Below are 22,444 nucleotides of genomic sequence, written 5' to 3' on the forward strand. Positions count from 1 at the left end.
ATTGATGATCCAATCTGCCAATAATAGAACATATTTTTCAATTCTCAACAAAGTGAAATTTACATTTCATTTTTAGCGCTATAGTGAAACAATAAATGTCATCACACGAATCAGCCAAAGAGGTCACGCTATGGATTTGCACTCCCCTCCACGCCTTTCGTTTTTCAGTAAGGCAAACTGCGATATTGAAGCCTTCGCAAAAATTTGCGCTTCCCAAACCACCAATAAAGCCGACTATCCCTTGGCTGATGACATCATTGACAACGTGGTGATATTTGATGGTGATGCTATGCGCTCTGCTGGATCAAATGTCGGAGCTTTTCAGGACGAAATCGCCCACGCACTACAATACGGACCGGGTGTGATTGCCATTAAACGTTTCTATGACAACGCCGCCGTGATTGATGAAATGAGCGAAGTATTCGAAAAAATCCTTGGGGCGGAGAAGGGGTTTGGCGCAGGAGACCACTTTGGCAAAACAGGTCCACAAGCTAATGGACGCATCTGGAATGTGTTCCAGAAAAGTGCCGAAGCTGACCCGGAAACCTTCGTTGATTACTACAAAAACCCGCTATTAACCTGTGTCAGTGAGGCCTGGCTGGGCCCGCATTATCAGGTGACGGCGCAGGTCAATATTGTACGCCCCGGCGGTGAAGCGCAGGTTTCACACCGTGATTACCATCTAGGCTTTCAGGTGCCGGAAGAAACGGTTCGTTACCCGCTTCACGCTCAGCAGATGTCGGCGATGCTGACGTTGCAAGGTGCAGTCGCGCATACCGATATGCCGCTTGAGAGCGGCCCAACCAAGCTATTGCCTTTCTCACAGCAATACCCGCTTGGATACATTGCATACCATCAGAAAGCGTTTCAGGACTTTTTTGAATCTCACTACATTCAGGTTCCCTTAGAAAAAGGCGATGCCGTGTTTTTCAACCCGGCGCTGTTCCACGCAGCCGGCGCAAATGTGACGGATGATTTCCATCGAAGCGCTAACCTGCTGCAAATATCGTCGGCTTTCGCTAAACCGATGGAAACCGTCGACTCTGCGGCAATTTGTAGAAAGCTCTATCCCACTCTTCAATCACGCTGGCAAGAAGGCTCACTGTCGTCGGCTGAAAAAGCCGCCATCGCCACTGCCGCCGCAGATGGCTACGCCTTCCCAACCAACCTGGATACGGATCCCCCGATTGGCGGGCTGGCACCTGAATCCATGGAAGCCCTGCTCTGCCGGGCGCTGGATGAAAATATGGATGCTGATACCTTCGAGATTGCACTCGCTCAATTGAAGGAAAAACAGCGGGCATAAAAAAGCACTGAGCCCAGCGGTTGCCGGGCTCAGTGTTCTCATAATTGCGCGCGATTTAGATAATGCTGACACCGTCTTGATAGACATTTTCTGCATCAGTCCAAATCGTGATGGTGTCATGCACCGCATGGTCAAACACATATGCTTGCAGTTCGCCAACTTGTGCGCCGCTCAGACCAAGAATGGAAATCATCTCTACGGAAAGCGTGGCTGATGGTGTACCTGCAACGTTGTATTCCCAACCGTCAGACTCCAGGTTGAAGGAGTCATCACCTTCGCCCAGATAAGCAACAAATCCATTCCACTCACCTGGGTCAACAAAGGTCGTTGACTGAGGAAGGTCAGATTGCGCATGAATCGCAAAGGCGCTGACAGAAACTGACTGGTCCCCTTCATCACCGATTGCTGCTTCCACCTGCGCGATAGGATTTTCCCCACCCGCGGTCACGCCATATGAGACGCCAGTGAAATCAACATTGGCATCGCCTTCAATGATCAGCTGGTCAAAGCCACGGTCGCCCAAGTAAACATTGTCATTGGCGTTAATGAAGTTGATGTCTGAGAAGTCTTCTGCGTCAAAAAGCAGGATGTCATCACCCTCACTACCGCGGTAAATATCCAAACCTGTGCCGCCATCAAGGAGATAATCTTCATCAAAACCGGCTTCAAGGATGTCATTGCCCGCGCCGCCATAGAGCTCATCGCTGCCGCTACCGCCTTTCAGTAAATCATCACCTTCTCCGCCATAAATGATGTCATCACCCGCGTTACCGTAGAGCACGTCGTTACCCGCGCCGCCATGAATGGTGTCATCACCTGTGCCACCGCGAATATCATCATCACCGTCGTTACCTTCGATGTAGTCGTCACCCTGCTCACCATAGATGGTGTCATTACCCTCTCCGCCATACAGCATGTCGTCGTCGCCTTCGCTGTCGGGTTTCTGTTTGAGTGAGACATTGTCAATCAGTGCGCCATAGGTGTCGGATTTGCCTTCCCCTTCAAAACGGATACTGATGAAGTCCATACCCTGTGGAATGGTCACGTCAGTAGCAAACGACACATAGTGATCATTGGCTTGGGTGTTGTTGAAGAACTGGGAATAAATGACATTGCCCTCTTGGTCAAATACCTTGACTTCGAACTGGCTGGTCGAGGTGTCAGAACCGCGGTAACGGTTGGCATAGTCAAAAGACAGCGCAAGTGTCGCATCACCATTCTCAGCCAAACCTGTGATGTCGACATCCTGCTGAACCCATGTATTGGTGTGGCTATCCAGCTCCAGCACAGTGTTGGTCACATCATTCTGTGGTGTGCCGCCGAAAGTGCCCTGTTGCAGCTCAATTTTGTTGCTGCCCGGTGTATACCAGCCTGTGACCTGATGATCTTCCAACAAACTCCAATGATTGGTCGTATTGTTGCCGTAATCTTCAAAGTCCCCATTGATGAGAAGCTCACGGGTGCCGTTGACATCAAAGCCGTCGTTACCGTAGATAACATCGTCACCTCCGCTGCCGTAAACTTCATCGTTACCGTTGCCACCATAAAGAGTGTCGTTGCCCGTCAGGCCATCGATAAAGTCATCACCTTCAAAACCATTGATGGTGTCGTTAACATCACCCACCGTTGACGTCGTCAGCTCAACGTTATCAATCAATGCGCCATAGCTGTCAGACTTACCTTTGGCTTCAAAGCGAAGGGAAATGCCTGTTGTTCCCTCTGGCACGTCGAAGTCGATGTCAAAGTTAACGTAGCTGGTATTGGGCTGGGTGTTATCGAAGAACTGGCTGTAAAGCAGGTTACCCTCGTTGTCCAATACCTTCACTTCGAATTGGCTGGTTGATGTGTCCGAGCCGCGATAGCGGTTGGCAAAATCAAACGAAAGGCTGAGTGTTGCGTCTCCCGACTCTGTTAAATTGGTGACATCGACATCTTGCTGCACCCAGGTGTTGGTGTGGCTATCAAGCTCCAGCACAGTGTTAGACACGCTGTTTACAGGTGTGCCTCCGAATGTGCCCTGTTGCAACTCGATTTTGTTGGTACCCGGTGTGTACCAGCCCGCCACCTGATTGTCGTCGAACAGCCCCCAAGTGTTGGAGGTGTCGTCTCCCCAGGCTTCGAAATCACCATTAATAAGAAGATTGTTGCTTTGTTCTATGTCGCCATAGAGCGTATCGACACCGCTGGTGCCATTGATTATTGCCATACCTTTGTCCTCGTTTCTCTTTTTATGTCACGTCTTCCGCGAGGGCTGAACAGCAATATCGATGCGGTATAAGCTGATTTCCAGTCTTTGGAAACATCGTCAATCAAAGCCGATTTAGAAACACGTGAATTAGCAAAATCTTTAACTCTAAGACGATTTGAGACAATTCATGAGACACATGTTCAGGCGAATCTCAGTCATTTGGTTTATATGGAATGAGATGCGGTATGGAACGGATGCAGAAATTTCGGCTGATTTAAGCATGGTTAGGGAAAAGAAAAAGCCCGGCAACATGCCGGGCTTTTTAGACGCATTTCTACTGAGGAGTTAGAACAATTCGTCACCATTCAGAGTGACAGTCTCAGCATCAGTCCATACTGTGATGGTTGAGCCTGAGTTGGTCTCGAATACGTAAGCATCCAACTCGGCAACCTGTGTATTGTTCAGGCCCATGAACGCAATCATGTCAGCTGACAGTTCTGCGGTTGGAGCGGCATCTGCATCCAGCTTCCAGCCATTGCCATCCAGGTTGAAGGTATCGTCACCCGCCCCTAGGTAAGCCACAAAGCCATCCCAATCGCCTGGGTCAGTCAAAGAAGCTGACTGGAATGGGTCAGATTGTGCTTTGATAGCGAACGCATTCGCAGTCACAGTCTGGTCGCCCTCGTCACCAATCACAGCTTCTACCTGCGCGATTGGCTTAAAGCCAGCGCTCAGGCCGTATGACTCACCTGTCATATCGACGTTTGCATCACCATTCACAATCAGTTGGTCAAAGCCACGGTCACCGATGTAGATGTTGCCGTTCTCTTGCAGGAAGTTCAGGTCAGAGAAGTCTTCCTGATCGAAGTACATGGTGTCGTTACCTTCACTACCTACGTAAAGGTCTTTACCCGTACCGCCATCCAGCACGTAGTCGTCATCATAACCTGCTTGCAGGTAGTCATCACCCGCGCCACCGTATAGCTCATCGCTACCGTTACCGCCGCGAAGAATGTCATCACCTTCACCACCGTAAAGGATGTCGTCTCCGTTACCACCCAGAATAGTATCGTTACCTTCGCCGCCGTAAATAACGTCATTACCTTCGCCACCGTTGATGTTGTCATTACCCTCATCACCGTAAACCAGGTCGTCGTCGTCACCAGAACGAATGAAGTCATCACCTTCACCACCGTGAATGGTGTCTTTGTCGCTTACTGTCACTTCTTTCGTGGTTTCAGCGAAATCGGTGTAATCGATCTCTCTCAGGTTCTCATAAGAGTGAGGAACCAAAGTCAGGTCAGTCGCTGATGTGATTTCCGGACCTTCGATTTGCAACAGGATCTTGCCGTTTTCTTCAAGGTTCCAGTAGTGGTGCTTGTTGCCATCCAGGTCCACGTCGATGATCGCGAACTTGTAAACGTTAGTACCGTCGGTGTACTTCAGGGTGTAATCCAGGTTCACCGCGTAGGTGTTGTTACCGATGGTCACAGTCTGGGTTTTATCGTCAGAGTACTCATTACAGTAGTTGTCACCGTGGAGCACGCCGTCGTCATCCTGGAAAGTCACTTCTGTCATGCCGCCATCAAACGCCAGTTTTGATGGGAAACACCAAGTGTGGAATTCACCGCCAGAAGGCATTGAGAAGTCATCACCCATCACGAACACTTTCGCTGTCGGGTCAGTTTCGATGGTTTCAGTCGCGATTTGACCACCATAGATGATGTCATCACCTGAACCGCCGTGGATCTCGTCATCGCCCCACTGACCGTAGATGGTGTCGTTACCAGCACCGCCATCGATGTAATCGTTGTCGTTAGACTTGATGGTTTTCGCAGTAGCGATGTCATCGTAGTCCAAAGAGTTCACGTTCTGGTATGAATGAGGAACCAGAGACAAATCCGTCGCGTCGGTGATTTCCGGGCCGTCGATTTGAAGCAGCAGGTTACCGTTCTCGTTCAGGTTGTGGTAGTGGTGGCCATTGCCATCCAGATCCACATCAATGATCGCAAAGGTGTATACGTTGCCGTCTGAATCACAGTATTTCAGCGAGTAATCCAGGTTCACTGGATACGTCTTACCGTCGATAGTCACGGTCTGCGATTTGTCGTCTGAGAACTCGTTGCAGTAGTTGTCACCGTTAAGCACACCGTCATCGTCTTGGAAAGTGACTTTCGTGGTGGTGCCATCAAACGCCAGCTTTGGTGGGAAAGACCAAGTGTGGAAGTTACCGCTGTCCATGCTGAAGTCTTTGCCCATCTGGAACACAGTCACCGTTGGTTCTTCGCTGAAGTTTGGCGTTGCTGTGTTGCCGTAGATGATGTCGTCACCGTCACCGCCAAACAGCTTATCGTTGCCGTTTTCGCCAGAGATGTGGTCGTTACCTTTCAGACCATAAACGGTGTCGTCGCCATTGCCCGCTGTGATGGTGTCATCAAGATCAGCTGGGTCGATAGTTTGTGGCTCAGTGATGTCATCGTAGTTCAGGCTGCTGACGTTCTGGTAAGAGTTAGGTACCAAGGTCAGGTCAGTGCTGCTAGTGATTTCTGGGCCATCGATTTGGATCAGGATTTTCCCGTTTTCGCCAATGTTGCAGTAGTGGTGACCGTTACCGTCTGAATCCACATCAACAATCGCGAAGGTGTAAACATTGCCGTCGCTGTCACAGTACTTGAGGCTGTAATCAACGTTTGCAGAGTATTCCTGACCATCAATTGAAACAGTCTGGGATTTGTCGTCAGAGAACTCATTACAACGGTCATCGCCGTTCAGCTGACCATCATCATCATTGTAAGTTACGGTTGACGTGGAACCGGTAAAGCTCAACTTAGGAGGGAAAGACCAAGTGTGGAAATTGCCGCTATCCATGTTGAAATCGGCGCCCATCACAAATACTGCACCGGTTTTCTGATCGCTGCTGCCGCTGCCGATATCGCCGTACAGTGTATCTGCGCCTGAAGTTCCGTTAATGTCTGCCATTACCGCTGTCCTCGTCATCCATTGGGGTTACGCCTACACATGAAGCTATGAAATCAGTTGAGTAATCTTTAACAATTAGAGAGTGCTCATATTCGAGATAACTAACATCTGTCAGCGCCTGCTGTGACAACAGTTTTATTGATAAGACAGGCTCAAACAACGGATCTATTGCAGATTCAGAATATAGTCAGCGAGCGGAATTAATACGGTTGAAAGGCACAATGAATGAAGTGCCATTAGTCAGATTATAAAAGGACTAGTTTCATACAGCCTCTCGGCAGCGTGTCCAGATAATTAACACAGCCGGTTTTGGATATTGGAAGAGCAACATCGTCCTTTCTTTGGTTACCTGCCTGAATTCAGTCGTGACGGGCTTTCGGAATAAAAAAAGCCCGGCAATTGCCGGGCTGAACAAATAGAGATGAGCGTCTCTTAAAAAATATCGTTACCGTCTTGCGTGAAGTGTTCAGCATCGGTCCAGATAGTGATCGTTGAACCTGAGCTGTTCTCAAACACGTATGCATCCAGCTCGCCAACCTGGGTATTCGTCAGACCCATGTAAGCAATCATGTCTGCAGACAGTTCTGCTGTTGGTGCAGCGTCTGAATCATACGTCCAGCCTGCCGCTTCCAGGTTAAAGGTGTCATCACCTGCGCCCAGGTATGCCACAAAACCATCCCAATCGCCCGGGTCAGTCAGAGACTCTGACTGGAACGGGTCAGACTGTGCGCGGATAGCAAATGCATTCGCAGTAACAGTCTGGTCGCCCTCATCAGCCACTACCGCCTCTACCTGAGTAATCGGCTTAGGACCGGACGTGATGCCGTAAGACTTCCCAGTTAAGTCAACGTTCGCGTCACCCGTTACGATTAGTTGGTCGAAACCACGGTTACCGTTGTAAATGTTGCCGTTCTCGGTCAGGAAATCGACATCTGAGAAGTCTTCCTGATCGAAGTACATGGTGTCATTGCCTTCACTACCAATGTAGATATCAAGGCCTGCGCCACCGTCCAACACGTAGTCGTCATCGTAGCCAGCTTGCAGGTAATCATTACCTTCGCCACCGTAAAGCTCATCGCTACCGTTACCGCCACGCAGGATGTCGTCGCCTTTACCACCGTAGATGATGTCGTCGCCGTTACCACCTAACAGGGTGTCGTTACCTTCACCGCCGTAAATAACGTCGTTACCTTCACCACCATTAATGTCATCGTTACCCGCATCACCGTGAACAACATCGTTACCATCGCCAGAACGGATGAAATCGTTACCGTCACCGCCATAGATGGTGTCGTTGTCAGAGTAAAGCTTCTGCTGCTCAACAGTGATGGTGAATGTGGTGTCGTTGAAGTCTTTGTCACCCAGGTTCCAAAGGTCTTCCCACTTAGATGTATCACCGTCTACTTTCTCGTGGTCTTTGCCATCGCCGTTTTCTGCCGCATTAGATACGTAAACGACTGAGCTAGAAGAACCTTGCGTGATGGTCGAGCTAGAACCTGAAAGATTCAGTTCAACAGAACCAACGTCGAAGCCTTTGCGGTCGCCATTTGGAATCAGGAACATGCCGAAAGAGACGCCGCCTGACACATCAATATCAACACTCAGTTCAGACACGTTTTTCACGTTATCTGCGATAACTTCTGCGCGTAGGATGTTACCGTTCGCGTCAACCACGTAGTAACCAATGCTGTTGTTGTACGCTGCGCTGTGAGTAAAGTCGCTGACAGAGATAGTGACAGTGTCTTCGCCTTGCAGGTTGTAAACCGTTGCGCCGTCGACGTTCTCGAGGTCGAAAGTTTTGCTCGCCTCAGAACCACCGTAGATGGTGTCGTCACCTTCGCCACCGTGGATTTCGTCGTCACCGTGCTCGCCGTAGATAGTGTCGTTACCCGCACCACCGTAGATGGTGTCGTTGTCGTCTTCTACGTTCACTTTTTGCTTCAGGGAAACGTTATCAATCAACGCACCGTAGCTGTCTGAACGGCCTTCGGCTTCAAAGCGAACAGTGATGTAGTCAACGCCTTGTGGCAGAACCACATCATCAGAGAATGACTCATAGTGGTCGTTTGCCTGAGTGTTAGCGAAGTACTTGGAGTAGAGCACATTGCCTGCACTGTCGAACACTTTCACTTCGAACTGGCTAGTTGAAGTGTCGCTGCCGCGGTAACGGTTTGCGTAGTCAAACGACAGATCCAGAACTGCGTCGCCGTCTGCTGCCAGGCCTGACACGTTCACATCTTGTTGAACCCAAGTGTTGCGATGGCTGTCTAGCTCCAGAACGGTGTTGGTCACATCATTCTGTGGTGTGCCACCAAACGTGCCCTGTTGCAGTTCGATTTTGTTAGTGCCCGGCGTGTACCAACCTGTTACTTGGTGATCGTGGAACAAACCCCACTGGTTGGAAACATTGTCGCCATAAGTAAGCTCGAAGCCACCATTGACCATCAGCTCACGCTCGCCTGCGCCAAAGCCTTTGTTACCATAAATGGTATCGTCGCCTTCACCGCCTTTGATGGTGTCGTTACCTTCGCCGCCGTAAAGGGTGTCATTTCCCTGACCGCCATCAATGTAGTCATTGCCTTCGAAACCGTTGATCTTATCGTTCAGGCTGCCATTGGCATTATTAGTCAGAGATACTTTATCAATCAGCGCGCCGTAGCTATCAGACTGACCTTTACCCTCGAAACGCAAAGTCACACCTGAAGTACCTGCTGGCACTGAGAAGTCGACTTCAAAGTTGAGGTAGCTTTCGTTTGACTGGGTGTTGTCAAAGTATTTGCTGTAAAGAACGTTACCGTCGTCGTCCATCACTTTAACTTCAAACTGGCTGGTCGCGTGGTTGTCGCCTTTATAGCGGTTTGCGTAATCAAAAGAGAGAGACAAAGAAGCATCACCAGACGCTGTCAGGCTGCTTACGTCTACGTCTTGCTGAACCCAGGTATTACCTGTTGAATCCAGTTCAAGCACAGTGTTAGAAGATGAGTTAGCTGGCGTTCCGCCAAAGTCACCTTGTTGAAGTTCGATTTTCATGCTGCCCGGCGTATACCAGCCTGCAACTTGGTGATCCTGGAACAGACCCCACTGATCAGATGAATCGTTACCCCAATCTTCGAAGTCACCATTCATCAACAGATTTTGATTATTCTCATCGCCATACAAAAAATCTGCGTTAGTCGTTCCGTTGATCTCTGCCATACCTTTGTCCTCATCTTATTTGTTTGAAAAACGCCGATGAAGCTGTGGGAATCTACCACTCGTCTTCCTAACGCAATTTCTCGCTTACAAGTCTTTGCTTATATATGAGATTGCTAACATTCATTCAGCGCTTGGTGTGACAAGAGTTTTAATGACAAGACACTCAAGAACAATGGTTTTGGAGCAAGATCACGCTAATCTCAGTAAGCTCGATTAGCCCTTATTTAAACAGTGATGAGTTAAGTATGAGTTTTCACCTAATCAAGGAACTAGAGCGGGATTCAATAGCTACATCATTGGAAGTTTTATGACGCGTTTTAAACAAAAAAAGAGCGATTGACCCAAGAATTAGCCAAAAATTCGCCAAATCACATATGCAACGAAAGAAACAGTCCTCAGAAATCGAAAAAGCCCGGCACGACCAAGTACCGGGCTCACATTACTAAGGCTCTGAATTAGATGTTGTTACCGTTAGATTTAACGATCTCAGCATCCGTCCAGATAGTGATTTTCTCGTCCGCATAGGTGAAAACATAAGCACGGAGCTCAGTCACCTGCGCGAAGCTCAAACCCATGAACTCAATCATCTCATTGGAAATGGCAACAGACGCAGATGCATTCGCATCGTAACTCCAGATACCGGCATCGACATTCAGTGCGTCGTTACCCGCACCAAGATGGGCAACAAAGCCATCCCAATCGCCTGGATCAGTCAGAGAAGCAGACTGAAAGCCATCAGACTGAGCATGGATTGCAAACGCATTGACGGTCACCGTTTGGTTTCCTTCAGCGCCAATCACCGCTTCAACCTGAGCAATAGGTTTGGGACCAGAGGTAACACCATAAGAAAAACCAGTGAGGTCGACGTTTGCATCACCAGTAACAATCACCTGGTCAAAGCCACGGTCGCCTTTGTAGATGTTGCCGTTGTCGGTAAGGAAGCTTACATCAGAAAAATCTTCCTGATCAAAGTACATGGTGTCGTTACCTTCACTACCGATGTAGATGTCCATGCCAGTTCCACCGTCCATCACGATGTCATCGTCATATCCTGCATGCAGCACATCGTTGCCGGCCTCACCATACAGAGAGTCATTGCCACCTGCACCGTAAAGGGTGTCGTTACCCGAACCGCCGTAAAGTACATCGTCGCCAGCACTACCTTTGATGGTGTCGTTACCTGCGCCACCGTAAATGGTGTCGTTGCCTTTGAAACCAGTAATGGTGTCATTGCCTGAACAGCCATGAAGAACATCATCACCCGAGGTACCATTAATTACTTGGTCAGATGCAGTAGTGCCCGCCAAAACACGCATTGAACGTGGTGCTGAGAAGTCCAGATTCTGGCCATTGCGCGCACGCACATTTTCGAGCTGGTTGTTTGGCGTCACACAGTTGAAAACACCAAGACGGTTGTAAGAAAGGTTGTCCCAATCTGACAGCATGACTGCAGTACCTTCTGATGGCTCAACACGCACTTCATGTGCACGAATCCAGCTTGGCAGTGAGTAGCCTGAACGCTGGCCCACTGGCAGGCAATATCTCTCACCGGTTTCAAGGCTCACGATACAGCCCAGTTTCTCGTTGCTAGCCACAACACGCATCGAGCGTGGTGCTGAGAAATCTAAGTTCTGACCGTTGTAAGCGCGGACATTGGTCAGTTTCTGGTTTTCAACGGTACCTGGGAATACCGCTAAGCGGTTATAGGAAAGGTTATCCCAGTCTGACAGCATGACAGCCGCCCCTTCAGACGCCTGAACATAAACCTCGTGAGATTTAATCCAGCTCGGGAGTGAGTAGCCTGAACGCTTACCCACAGGCAGACAGTAGCGCTCACCAGTTTGGAGGCTAACAATACAGCCCAGTTTGTCATTGCTGGCCACAACGCGCATAGAGCGTGGTGCTGAGAAGTCGAGGTTCTGGCCATTGTACGCACGAACATTGGTCAGTTCGCTGTTAGTGACTGTACCTGAGAATACCGCCAGACGGTTGTACGAGAGATTATCCCAATCAGACAGCATCACTGCTGCACCTTCTTCCGCCTGAACACGAACCTCGTGGGATTTGATCCAGCTTGGCAATGAGTAACCTGAACGCTGTCCCACCGGGAGACAATATTCAGCACCTGTTTCCAAACTGACAATACAACCTTTTGGCGTGTCCTCCGAAGACTCGCTTGCGTTTACTGCACTGCTAATAGATACCGCAATAGATAGTCCTACTACCCATGTCAGCATGCTAAGTAATTTATTCATAACCTATTGCCTTAATTTGTTTTATTTGTTTTTTTAGTGGAGCTTGGTTACTGCTATTTGGCATAAGAGCATGGTCAGGAAAGGCCTTTCTCCAACCGAAGAGATGTGCCGCTCAACAATACGAATTTGAGGGCAACATCCTTGTGCGTTGCAAATACAAAATGCAGTTGTTCCATTCACACACCGTAGGAAGCAGTTATCGTTACCGCTATCAACATGGCCATGCTGTTTTATCAAACAGGCAAGTGTTACGACTCATTTTAGAGACATCTAAATAACAAGTTAGCCACGGTGTAAATGTTTTATACGCATTCAAATTGGTGGGCAAACAAGGGTTTAAAGGTTAATAAAAATATCAAACCTAAGCATGAGAAATAAATTAGATTGTAATGATTTATGATGAGTATTTTGGAGTGAGAAAATACTAAATATTAGTGAATTAGAATAAATGCCGGTAAGGTTTTATGTAATATTCGCTAATCACGACGTAAACATAAAACAAATTATCAATAATTAGAATGAATACAATAATATTTAAACAATCAAAAAATACGACCGTTCAGATCGTACTTTTTTAATAGATAGTCCGCTGTTTTTATGCGGTTTCTTCAATAGTCAGGTTGTTTACCCACTTATTCCCAAACACACGCCTGATGGTGGGATACAACTTCACGATTTCTTCAGATGTCATCATCAGGAAAACGTACTGAAGTGGTAGTTCCATCCACATTGCTGCCAGCGCTGTCATTGGTACTGCCCACACCCACTGGCAAACAACATCCATATTCATACAGAACTTGGCATCACCACCTGCGCGAAGTACACCGACAATCAAGGTAATATTCACGTTCCTGACAAAAGCGCTGATCGCCAAGATGGGGAAGCAAAGTGAGACCAGTGCCAGCACATCATCATTAACTTGGGTATATAGCGACAAAATGTAGCTTTGCGCCAGAAGAATTAACATCGACGCTGTCAGCCCTGTCAATACAGCGGTTTTGAGTGCATAACGAGCGTATTTCTCGCTGGTTTCCAGCTTATTTGCACCTAGCGCATTCCCAACAATGATGGCCGTTGCCCCTGACAAACCAGACGCGACACAAAGCGTAATAGCTTCTAGTGGGGAAATGATTGCCATTGCTGCCAATTCGCTTTCTCCCATGCGCCCCATAATCAACTGATAAGTGAAAATGCCGCCACTCCAAATCAGGCTGCCAGCAATCACTGGTGCAGTGACATTGATGTATTTTTGGAAAGTCGATTTTCTGAAGCGAAAGTCTGCTGGGCCCAGAATCAGCACTTTGTCGAAAACACCAATGACAAATAGCGACAAGACAACACGGAAAAGACGGGCAATCACGGTCCCCCAACCTGCCCCTGCAAGACCCATTGCTGGCAAGCCAAAGTGACCAAAAATCAGGATGAAACTCAGTAGGATGTTTAACCCAATTTCAATAAAGGACATGTAGAAAGTGGTTTTGGTTTTACCTAAAGCCCGCAAAGCCGCATCCATGGCAATCGAAGGCCCAGCAACTAAAAGCGCAATACTGATGATTTGCAGATATTCTGTTGCCAGCGCTGCCGTTTTGCCTTCCACATTAAACATGGCTGGAACCACTTCCGGCACTGTCCAGCAGAATAGGAAGATAAGGAAAGACGCCAAGGAAGCCACCAATGCACCGAGCGCAAAGTTACGTCTTAAACCTTGTGGGTCATTGGCTCCCCAATATTGGGCAAGCAATACACCCATCCCAGTTCCTGTCCCCCAGATAAAAATCCCCGTAAACCAAAATACGCGGGCCCCAATACCGGAGGCTGCCACTTCTTCTGTCCCTAATTGGCTGACCATCAGGTTGTCGATAAAACCGCCACTGCTGAACAACAGACTTTGAAGTGCCAAAGGAAGGCCAAGAATCAAAGCCCTTTTAAGGAAGTAAGTAAAGTTATCTTCTGACATCGCATCTCCTTTGCCGACTGACTGACGGTGCCCGGGCATTCAATCGCCCGGATTTTGTTTTTTATATTAATAAAGTTTTTTACTTACTATACAGCAAGCTTTGCTAAGAAGTGCGATGTAATCACATGTAATTTGGGGTTATTTTTCTCGATCAAGCTCATTCGCTCATCCCTTAAAGATGACGTTCTCCCACCATCAGTCTTCACCAAACCCCGGTCGACATAAGCCTCGGTAGCTTGATACTTAATGTCTTAATTTCGTGCCATAAACTGTCAAATACTTTGGAACAGTTTTCATATTTGGACTATCTGTTAAGTAACTGACAAAACACTCAGTGCTTTGATTGATTAGGAAGCGAAATGATTTGTCAGCGCGTGCCTTTCAGGGAGAGAAATTCGTATCTGTGCGCTAAGGACTTTTGCCCTTACAGCGACGGGAGTGATACGCACGTCGGAACGCATGCGTCGCTCAGTGCGACTTGTATTAATGCCATTTAGCGGGAGGCTAAGATGTTAGGCAAACTTAAGCTTGCACAGCAACTTACCGTATCTTTTGCAGCTGTGTTAGCACTGCTGCTTGTTGTATCTTTCGTAGGTTATGGTGGCCTTTCTGAAGGCTTTAAAAACTTCACCGATTATCGTGGGTTAGCCAGAAGCTCCAATGAAGCCAGCGAAGCTCAATCTGCACTGCTCAGCGCCCGTCTTGCCGCGCTCAAATTCCTGAAAACACAAGACCCTGCCCAGATCGATAAAGTCGAGAAAGAACTCGCCCACATTGATGAAGTCATCGATAAAATCCTCGTCAATGAAACCGACCAAAATCGAATCAACGAGCTCAGTGAATCTAAAAACCTGATGAAAACCTACGGTGAAACGTTCTCCCTGGTCGTCAAGGATTTTGCTGACAGAAACAATGTTGTCAGCCAAGAGCTAGACCCTAACGGGCTGAAGATGCGTAAAGTGATGACCAGTATTATCGAGGACTCATCCTCGGACGGCGAAGTCGACTCCTTGTTCTATGCAGCCCAGGCTCAAGAGAAGCTGCTACTGGGAAGACTTTACGCCTCCAAGTTCCTAATCAGTAACGCTGATGAAGACCTCAACCGTTCATTACTTGAGCTGAACAATGTCGTCGCTCCCCTCAATAACCTTGAACGGTTGTTGGTTTCGTCCGCAGAGCGACAAATGGTGAACGAGTTTTCTGAAGCACATCTCGGATACATTTCTGCGCTGCAAAAAACGGCAGAAATCATCAAAGCCAGAAACGAGCGTATCGCTGGCACCCTTGATGTCATTGGTCCACAGGTAACAACCAACTTTAACGACTTTAAGTCTTCTATCCGGGCCGCTCAGGACACCTTGGGGCCAGAAGCCCAGTCTGATAGTGAATCTGCTGTTCAAACCGTGATTACGGTGTCAGGTGTTGCGGTACTGGTGGGTATTTTGCTGAGTATTTTGGTGACACGCGCTATCCGCACGCCGATCGGTGGTGAGCCAAGACAAATCGAAGAGCTTGCCCGCAATATTGCTACTGGCGACCTGACACAATCATTTGACAGCAAAGGTCAACCCACAGGCATATTCGCCGCCATGGGTGACATGAATAGCAATCTGAAAGACATTGTCGGCCAGCTTTCAAGTTCAGTGAATACCCTCAACAATGCATCAGGTACTCTGGTTAACGTCACAGAAGAAACCGCGAGAAACTCAGAGCTGCAGGCAGACCAACTTGGTCAAACCGCGACAGCAATGCATGAGCTGACTTCCACCGTTGACGACATTGCACAAAACGCACAGAGAGCCTCTGATATCGCAAACGAAGCAGACCGTTACTCTCAGGAAGGACAGAACGTATTGGACGACACTCGCCAAAGTATCGAAAACCTGGTGGGTAACATTGGTGAAGTGAGTCAGGTTATAGAAAACCTGGAAAACGAAACCAAAAACGTTGGCAGCATTCTGGATACCATCCGCGACATTGCTGAACAAACCAACCTTCTGGCACTGAACGCCGCCATTGAGGCAGCCCGTGCCGGTGAACAAGGCCGGGGCTTTGCGGTGGTCGCTGATGAGGTCCGAAGCCTCGCAAGCCGCACCCAACAGAGTACTGAAGAGATTCAGACGCTCATCACCCGTCTGCAGAGCGAGTCTAAACGCTCGGTAGAATCCATGCGTAAGAGTGCATCTGAGGCTGAAGAAACCTCCTCGAAAGCCAACAAGACCCGTGATGCACTGATTTCAATCACTGAATCTGTCTCCAACATCCGCGATATGAACCATCAAATTGCGGTTGCTGCGGAAGAACAGAACACCGTGGTTACCAACATTAACCAAGCCGTTGAGCAGTTGAATGAGCTGGGTAAGAGCACAGCGGCCGGTGCAGACAAACTATCGAAAGAGGCAAATGGTCTGACGTCTATCACCAGCGGTGTGAATCAGATTGTCGGTAAGTTCTCTATTGGATAAACGAGAAAAGACAGTAAACAAAACGCGCCTACATGGCGCGTTTTTTTATGCTTTATTGTCGGCACTGGTTTCCAGGTGGATGAGATAAAGGCGGGCATCAAACTCCAACTGGTGGTAATCCGGTTCCATATGACAACAAAGCTGATAGAAGGCTTTGTTGTGATCTTTCTCTTTCAGGTGAGCCAGTTCATGAACCACCAGCATACGAAGGAAAGGTTCTGGCGCGTCCTTGAACATCGACGCTATGCGGATTTCATTCTTGGCTTTCAATTTGCCACCATGCGCCCGAGACACAAAGCTGTGGAGTCCAAGTGCATTGTTCACGACATGGATTTTGCCGTCATACGCCACTTTACTGATCGGCGACGACTTCTTGAGGTATTGGCTCTTTATTCCCTGAACGTAATCATAAAGCGCTTTTTCAGACTTGATGTTGTGTTTGTGTGGGTAGCGCTGCTCCAGCCATGCGCCGAGTTTGTCGGTTTCAATCAGGCGGGAAACTTGTTCAATAAGGTTTTCAGGGTAACCACCCAAATAACGAAGTGCAGGGTTCATGCTTTCTAAGATCTGTAGACTTTTAGGAACTGCGCAGAGTTTACACCGATATCAAGTGCGCGTCTTTTGCGTTGAACCACGCACCACCGCTTCACACGGCAAGGTAATGGATTGTGGCGGCAAATGCGGATCAGCAATGTGCTCGAACAAGGCATCAATGGTGCTTTGAATCATCTGCTCGTTCGGCTGACGAATCGTGGAAAGGTTGTAGGAGCGGCTTTTCGCAAGGCGAATATCGTCCACGCCAACAACGCCAATATCTTCAGGCACGGTCAAGCCAAGCTCATAACGTAATGCATCCATACCACCACAGGCCATGATGTCATCAGCATAAAACAGCGCGTCTGGCTTTTCTGTGTGTTGGAAAATACGCAAGGTGGCATCATAGCCAGCATCGTAGCTGAACTCGCCGCCTTCTACGACTTGCCACTGATTACAGCCGCGTTCCATCAGCCGGCTGATAAAACCGCGTTGGCGATCGATAGTGGCAGAGGTGCCAATAGGACCAGCCACAAACGCGGGCTTGGTATAGCCCGAATCAAGCAGCATGTCTGCCGCCATATTGCCTGCCAGCACATTGTCACAACTTACAACCGTGACACTGTTTTCGCTGGAATCACGACCAAAGATCACCGCTGGAGTATTCTGGGAGTGGCACGCGTCAACAAGCTCTTGCGGTAGTGATGCAGATGTAATGATAAGACCGTCTACGTTGTACTCCATCACCAACTCGACCGCTTCCTGAATATCCATGTCACCATCGACATGTATCAGCAAGCTGTGACAGTTACGCTTTTGAATTTCGGTTGTAAAGCGAGAAAGAATGGGCAGATAAAACGGGTTATTGAAGTCGGTCATCAAAATGCCGACAAGACTGGAGCGGGATTTAATCCCCCTCGCTAAACGGTTGGGTTTGTAGTTTAACGACGCTGCCGCTTTGAAGACTTTTTCGCGCAGCGGTCTGGAAATACTCGCATCAGGATTGAACGCGCGGGAGACCGCAGAGACAGAAACACCTGCCGCTTCAGCCACTTCTACGACAGTGACTTTACGTTTTTTCTGAATCTGTGTTGCTGCAACGGCAACGTTGGTTTCTTTCGTCATACGCTTTCCTGCTTACAATGTCGTTCCTTCGCCCTTAGGTACAGAGCCCCTTTGGCGCAACACCATAATAATGAAAATGTTTTCAGCTACACAAGCTAGGCCGACGCCTTTTCATTAGAAATGACTAAAAGTGCTGGTCAGGTTCAGACAATTTCAAGTGAAGGAAGTCTGAAAAGAGAGCGCCCAGCGGAGGGTTGCCGGGCGCTTTTCATGGTTAGCGATATTCGCCAGCCAGTTTTTCTACCAACTCAACGTTCTCTTTAGTCACGAAACCTGGACCAGAGTTGATGTTGTTAGATGGAGAGATACCGTAACGGTTGTACAGAGTCAGCACCATAACAGGCACATAACCTTGCAGGAATGGTTGCTGGTCGATACCCCATTGGATGTGACCGTCTTTGATGCCCTGAGCAATTTCGCCGCTCAAGTCAAAGGTACCGAAGTAGATTTTGCCCAGCTGGCGGCTCTTGTCTAACGCACGAATGGTTGGGTGAGCAGATGTTGGACCCAGTGTCAGCACGGCTCCTGTATCTGGATTTGCACGCAGGTAAGCAGACACTTTCTTCTCGATGCCTGTTGGATCCTGGCCCACATCGATCATCTGGCTGCCAAGCTCAACACCCAGTGCATCAGCAAAACCCTGACAACGCTCTACAGAAGCTGGGTTGGTGATGTAGTGGTTAACACAAACAAAGCTTTTCACGCCGTCTTTTTTAGCACGTTTACCAGCACCATAACCTGCGTCATATTCAGGTTGTCCAACGTGAAGGATTGCCCCCACGTCTTCACTTTGCTGGTGAGTACCCGAGTTGATGGTGACAACAGGAATACCTTTCTTCTTCGCTTTTTCCAGTGGACCTTTCAGCACTTCATAGTCAGCGATGGTGGTGATAATACCGTCAGGATTGGACGCAACGGCCTGCTCGATGATTCGAGCCATATCAGCCAAGTCGCCGGTAGTAGGATTACGGTATTCCACTTCTACATTGAGCTGTTCGCCCGCTGTACCAATCGCATTCTTGATAGTGTTCCACCAAGAATCTGAGTCCGGTGCGTGGCTGATCAGGACAAAGCGCTCACCATCGGCGAGTGCAGTACCTGGCAGCATTGCGGCCAAACTGGCTGCCATTGCTAACACAAGGACGGACGCTCTCTTTGCTACAGATTTAAGTAGGGTATTCATCCGGTGTCTCCAAGTTATATTATTTATTGTATCCATGGGGCGAGCTGAACAGCTGCCCACCCGGTTACAGCTAAGGGTTGGGCAGCGAACTGCCCTGTCACGTTTACTAAAAGCCTAATTCGCAGTGGCAGCATCTGCCCGCTGGAATTCAGCCAATTCTGCTTCGAGTGATTCCAGCTCTTGTCCACCAGCCATCATCTCGAGTATTTCTTCACGGGTAACATCTTTCTTCAACCAAGTACCCAGGCTCTTACCTCGGTTCAGCAGCGTGAAACGGTCAGCGATGGGATAAGCATGGTGAACGTTGTGCGTAATAAGGATCACGGCAAGGCCTTTGCCGCGCGCCCTTGCCACCACTTTGAGCACGTTGGCAGACTGCTTTACACCCAGTGCTGCGGTTGGCTCATCGAGGATCAGCACTTTCGCACCAAAGTGAATTGCACGCGCAATTGCCAAACACTGACGTTCACCGCCCGACATGGTGCCAATCGGGTGTTCAGGGTCACGCACGTCGATCCCCATATCCTTCATACCTGCCTTGGCAATTTCGTTGGCATTTTTTGTATCGAAAACTTCAAAGGGACCGATTTTCTTGGTGAGCTCGCGCCCCATGAAGAAGTTACGGGTAACACTCATTAAAGGAACCAGCGCAAGGTCTTGATAAACGGTTGCAATACCCGCATCAAGCGCATCACGTGGTGATTCGAAGGTGGTAGGCTTACCGTTCATCAGGAATTCACCTTCTGACGGTTTGTGCACCCCTGCCAGCGTTTTAATCAGGGTAGATTTACCTGCACCGTTGTCACCTAACAGACAGTGCACCTCACCCATCTTCACCTGCATATCGATATCTTTCAGAGCAATCACCGAACCGAAGTAACGACTTACTTTTTTCAGTTCGAGGATAAAATTGTCGTTCTCTGCCATTGTCTTTCTCCTGAATTCCGTTTCCTGATCCGCGTTTAGCGGGCGCTCGTGACTTTCTTGCGGATGAAGTTGTTAAACAGCACCGCGATAAGAAGCATCACGCCGAGGAATACGCGGAACCAGTCAGAATCCACGCCTGTAAAGAAGATACCCATCTGCACCACACCGAAAATCAATGCGCCGAAGAAAGCCCCAATGACCGAACCATAACCGCCAGTCAACAATGCACCACCGATAACTGCCGCGATAATGGCTTCGAATTCTTTCAACAGACCACGGTCAGCCGCTGCAGAACCAAATTCCAATACCTGACAAGCGGCGAATACCGTTGCGCAGAATGCGGTAAACATGAACAGCAGGATTTTCACGCGGTCAGTCGGTACGCCCACATTTTTCGCCGCGTTGGCATCACCACCAGAAGCAAAAATCCAGTTACCGAAACGGGTGCGCAGCAGCACGAAAGAACACACAGCTGTCAGCAAGAACCACCACACCACGACCATTGGAATGCCGGTTACCACTGGTGTACCGTCGGAGTAGGTTTCAATCCACCCCGCGCTACCAAGCCAGTTAAATAGTCCTGTTCCTATCTCGCCGCCAAACATGGCAGCCAGCCAGTCACCCTCAGCCAGATTACCTACGCCAGAAATGATGGTTTTGTTGGTCAACGCAATAGACAGTGCGATTGTCAGACCACGCAGAATGAAGAGGAAAGCGAGGGAAACAATGAAAGAGGGTAGCCCGGTGCGAACCACGATGTAGCCATTGATAAAGCCCACCGCCATCGCCCCGACAAAGGCAAAAAGAATTGCCGCCCAGACCGGCCAACCCCAATATACGGCAGGGATAGCAATCATCATCCCGGCAAAGCCAATCATTGAGCCGATGGAAAGGTCGAATTCGCCAGCGATCATCAGCAAACATGCACCAACCGCGATAATACCGAGCTGCGCTGACACCACCGTCCAGTTGACGACACCATCAGCGTTGAACATGCCTGAATCCCAGGCGACGAGTGCGAAGAACGCGAATACCAGAATGGCACCGGATACAGAACCCAGTTCCGGGCGGGATAACATACGATTGAGCGTTGATACTTTACGAACCCGCTCATCTCCCGGTGCGAGCGGCTTTGAATCTGTCCCTGATTCGGCTTCTTTTACCGACATACTTGCCTCCAAATTCCTTGCTGTATTCGGGCTTTCACCCGACTCCTTGCTGCCGGATGGCAGCTTTCTTGCGTTTAAGCAACTTTCGCGATCACCGCTTTCTCTATGAAAGCCCTGCTCTTCTCAGCATCGGTTTTTGCATCGCTTTTCGCTGCCGGGTCAGTGTCCTGCTCAACCGTGACCCAACCGTTAAAATCTATCTCTATAAGTGTTTGTCTTACCTCGTCGAAATCGACACAACCCTGCCCTAATGGACAAAAAATGTTGTTCCCTATTGCAGTATAGAAATCCGTGCCAGCCTTGACGGATACCGTATGAACGTCGGCGTTAATATCTTTGAAATGCAGGTATTTAACGCGATCTTTGTAGGTACGGAGCACCTCACTCGGATCCATGCCTGCGTAAATGCAGTGGCCGGTATCTACACACAGCGACATCAGCTCTGGCGGCAAATCGCGCATGGCTTTATCCAGCTCGTCGCGGTACTCAATGTAAGTGCCTGCATGGGCATGAAGCGTTGGCGTAATGCCATATTCCGCGCACACAGTGCCGACACCGCGCAGCGTTTCCATCATTTCCGCCCATTGCTCGTCATTCAGACGTGTTGCCGTTTCTACCTGGCCCGCTTGATCGGTGCGTGGTGATGAAACGTGGTCAATCACCACCAGAAAATCAGCGCCCTGTTCCTTCAGGATTTGGCAAGTAACTCGGGTTTTCTCCAAAATCTCATCGCGTTCTTCTGGCTTGTGCAAATGCACGAACAAAGTTCCCGCAATCAAACCCAATGAACGTACTGACAATGCCTCGTTGAGCGCAGCTTTATCGGTCGGCAGATAACCTAATGGCCCCAGCTCGGTTGCCCCGTATCCAGCACCAGCAATCTCATCCAATACGGTTTGCCATGTTGGGTTTGCTGGGTTGTCAGCAAACTCAATTCCCCATGAGCATGGTGCGTTGGCTATTTTCAGTTCCAAGGCAATGTCTCCTTGATTCAATGTTCCATCCCTGTTTAACGCTTTGCGGCTACACCCGTTTCAAACGCCAAACGATTTAATCTTTCGATAATTAAACTTTTCGTTAACACTTTTTAAACATCTATGGTAACGATTTCACTTTGTCAAACCAAACAGCGTCTCAAAAGTGGGCTTTTTGCGGGTAGAT

The 22,444-nt window shown here is 48.8% G+C and carries 13 protein-coding genes; 2 read left to right on the plus strand and 11 right to left on the minus strand.

Going from position 1 to position 22,444, the window contains the following annotated elements:
- Positions 1-130: 130 nt before the first annotated feature.
- Positions 131-1,306 (plus strand): phytanoyl-CoA dioxygenase family protein, encoded by a 1,176-nt coding sequence (locus GCE9029_RS07525; protein WP_062662269.1) that lies wholly within the window; start codon positions 131-133, stop codon positions 1,304-1,306.
- Between the two features lie 55 nt (positions 1,307-1,361).
- Here GCE9029_RS07525 and GCE9029_RS07530 read toward each other — a convergent pair whose 3' ends face one another.
- The 5 genes from GCE9029_RS07530 to GCE9029_RS07550 form a co-directional block, all read right to left on the minus strand.
- Positions 1,362-3,512 (minus strand): calcium-binding protein, encoded by a 2,151-nt coding sequence (locus GCE9029_RS07530; RefSeq protein ID WP_062662271.1) that lies wholly within the window; start codon positions 3,510-3,512, stop codon positions 1,362-1,364.
- Between the two features lie 327 nt (positions 3,513-3,839).
- Complete coding sequence (locus GCE9029_RS07535; RefSeq protein WP_062662272.1) at positions 3,840-6,473, minus strand: calcium-binding protein; 2,634 nt, start codon at positions 6,471-6,473, stop codon at positions 3,840-3,842.
- 432 nt (positions 6,474-6,905) lie between these two features.
- Positions 6,906-9,668, minus strand: a complete 2,763-nt coding sequence (locus GCE9029_RS07540) for a DUF4114 domain-containing protein (protein ID WP_062662273.1) — start codon at positions 9,666-9,668, stop codon at positions 6,906-6,908.
- Between the two features lie 455 nt (positions 9,669-10,123).
- Positions 10,124-11,905: a calcium-binding protein gene (locus GCE9029_RS07545; RefSeq protein WP_062663166.1), complete on the minus strand. Its 1,782-nt coding sequence runs from the start codon at positions 11,903-11,905 to the stop codon at positions 10,124-10,126.
- 613 nt (positions 11,906-12,518) lie between these two features.
- Entirely contained in the window at positions 12,519-13,880 is a 1,362-nt protein-coding gene (locus GCE9029_RS07550; protein WP_062662274.1) for an MATE family efflux transporter, read from the minus strand.
- A gap of 509 nt (positions 13,881-14,389) precedes the next feature.
- Here GCE9029_RS07550 and GCE9029_RS07555 point away from each other — a divergent pair.
- The gene (locus tag GCE9029_RS07555) at positions 14,390-16,345 is read left to right on the plus strand and encodes a methyl-accepting chemotaxis protein (RefSeq protein WP_062662275.1); all 1,956 of its coding nucleotides are present in this window, start codon (positions 14,390-14,392) and stop codon (positions 16,343-16,345) included.
- A gap of 45 nt (positions 16,346-16,390) precedes the next feature.
- Here GCE9029_RS07555 and GCE9029_RS07560 read toward each other — a convergent pair whose 3' ends face one another.
- The 6 genes from GCE9029_RS07560 to GCE9029_RS07585 form a co-directional block, all read right to left on the minus strand.
- The gene (locus tag GCE9029_RS07560) at positions 16,391-16,900 is read right to left on the minus strand and encodes a M48 metallopeptidase family protein (protein ID WP_062662276.1); all 510 of its coding nucleotides are present in this window, start codon (positions 16,898-16,900) and stop codon (positions 16,391-16,393) included.
- A gap of 51 nt (positions 16,901-16,951) precedes the next feature.
- A complete protein-coding gene (locus GCE9029_RS07565) occupies positions 16,952-18,004 on the minus strand; it encodes a LacI family DNA-binding transcriptional regulator (RefSeq protein ID WP_062662278.1) in 1,053 nt (350 codons plus the stop codon).
- Positions 18,005-18,218: 214 nt separating this feature from the next.
- Entirely contained in the window at positions 18,219-19,187 is a 969-nt protein-coding gene (locus GCE9029_RS07570; protein ID WP_231870052.1) for a sugar ABC transporter substrate-binding protein, read from the minus strand.
- Positions 19,188-19,301: 114 nt separating this feature from the next.
- Complete coding sequence (locus tag GCE9029_RS07575; protein ID WP_002540167.1) at positions 19,302-20,114, minus strand: ATP-binding cassette domain-containing protein; 813 nt, start codon at positions 20,112-20,114, stop codon at positions 19,302-19,304.
- Between the two features lie 35 nt (positions 20,115-20,149).
- Positions 20,150-21,283 (minus strand): ABC transporter permease, encoded by a 1,134-nt coding sequence (locus tag GCE9029_RS07580; protein ID WP_002540168.1) that lies wholly within the window; start codon positions 21,281-21,283, stop codon positions 20,150-20,152.
- A gap of 74 nt (positions 21,284-21,357) precedes the next feature.
- Entirely contained in the window at positions 21,358-22,257 is a 900-nt protein-coding gene (locus GCE9029_RS07585) for a TIM barrel protein (protein ID WP_062662284.1), read from the minus strand.
- Positions 22,258-22,444 lie beyond the last annotated feature (187 nt).

Source organism: Grimontia celer (assembly GCF_900055185.1).
Classification (GTDB): domain Bacteria; phylum Pseudomonadota; class Gammaproteobacteria; order Enterobacterales; family Vibrionaceae; genus Enterovibrio; species Enterovibrio celer.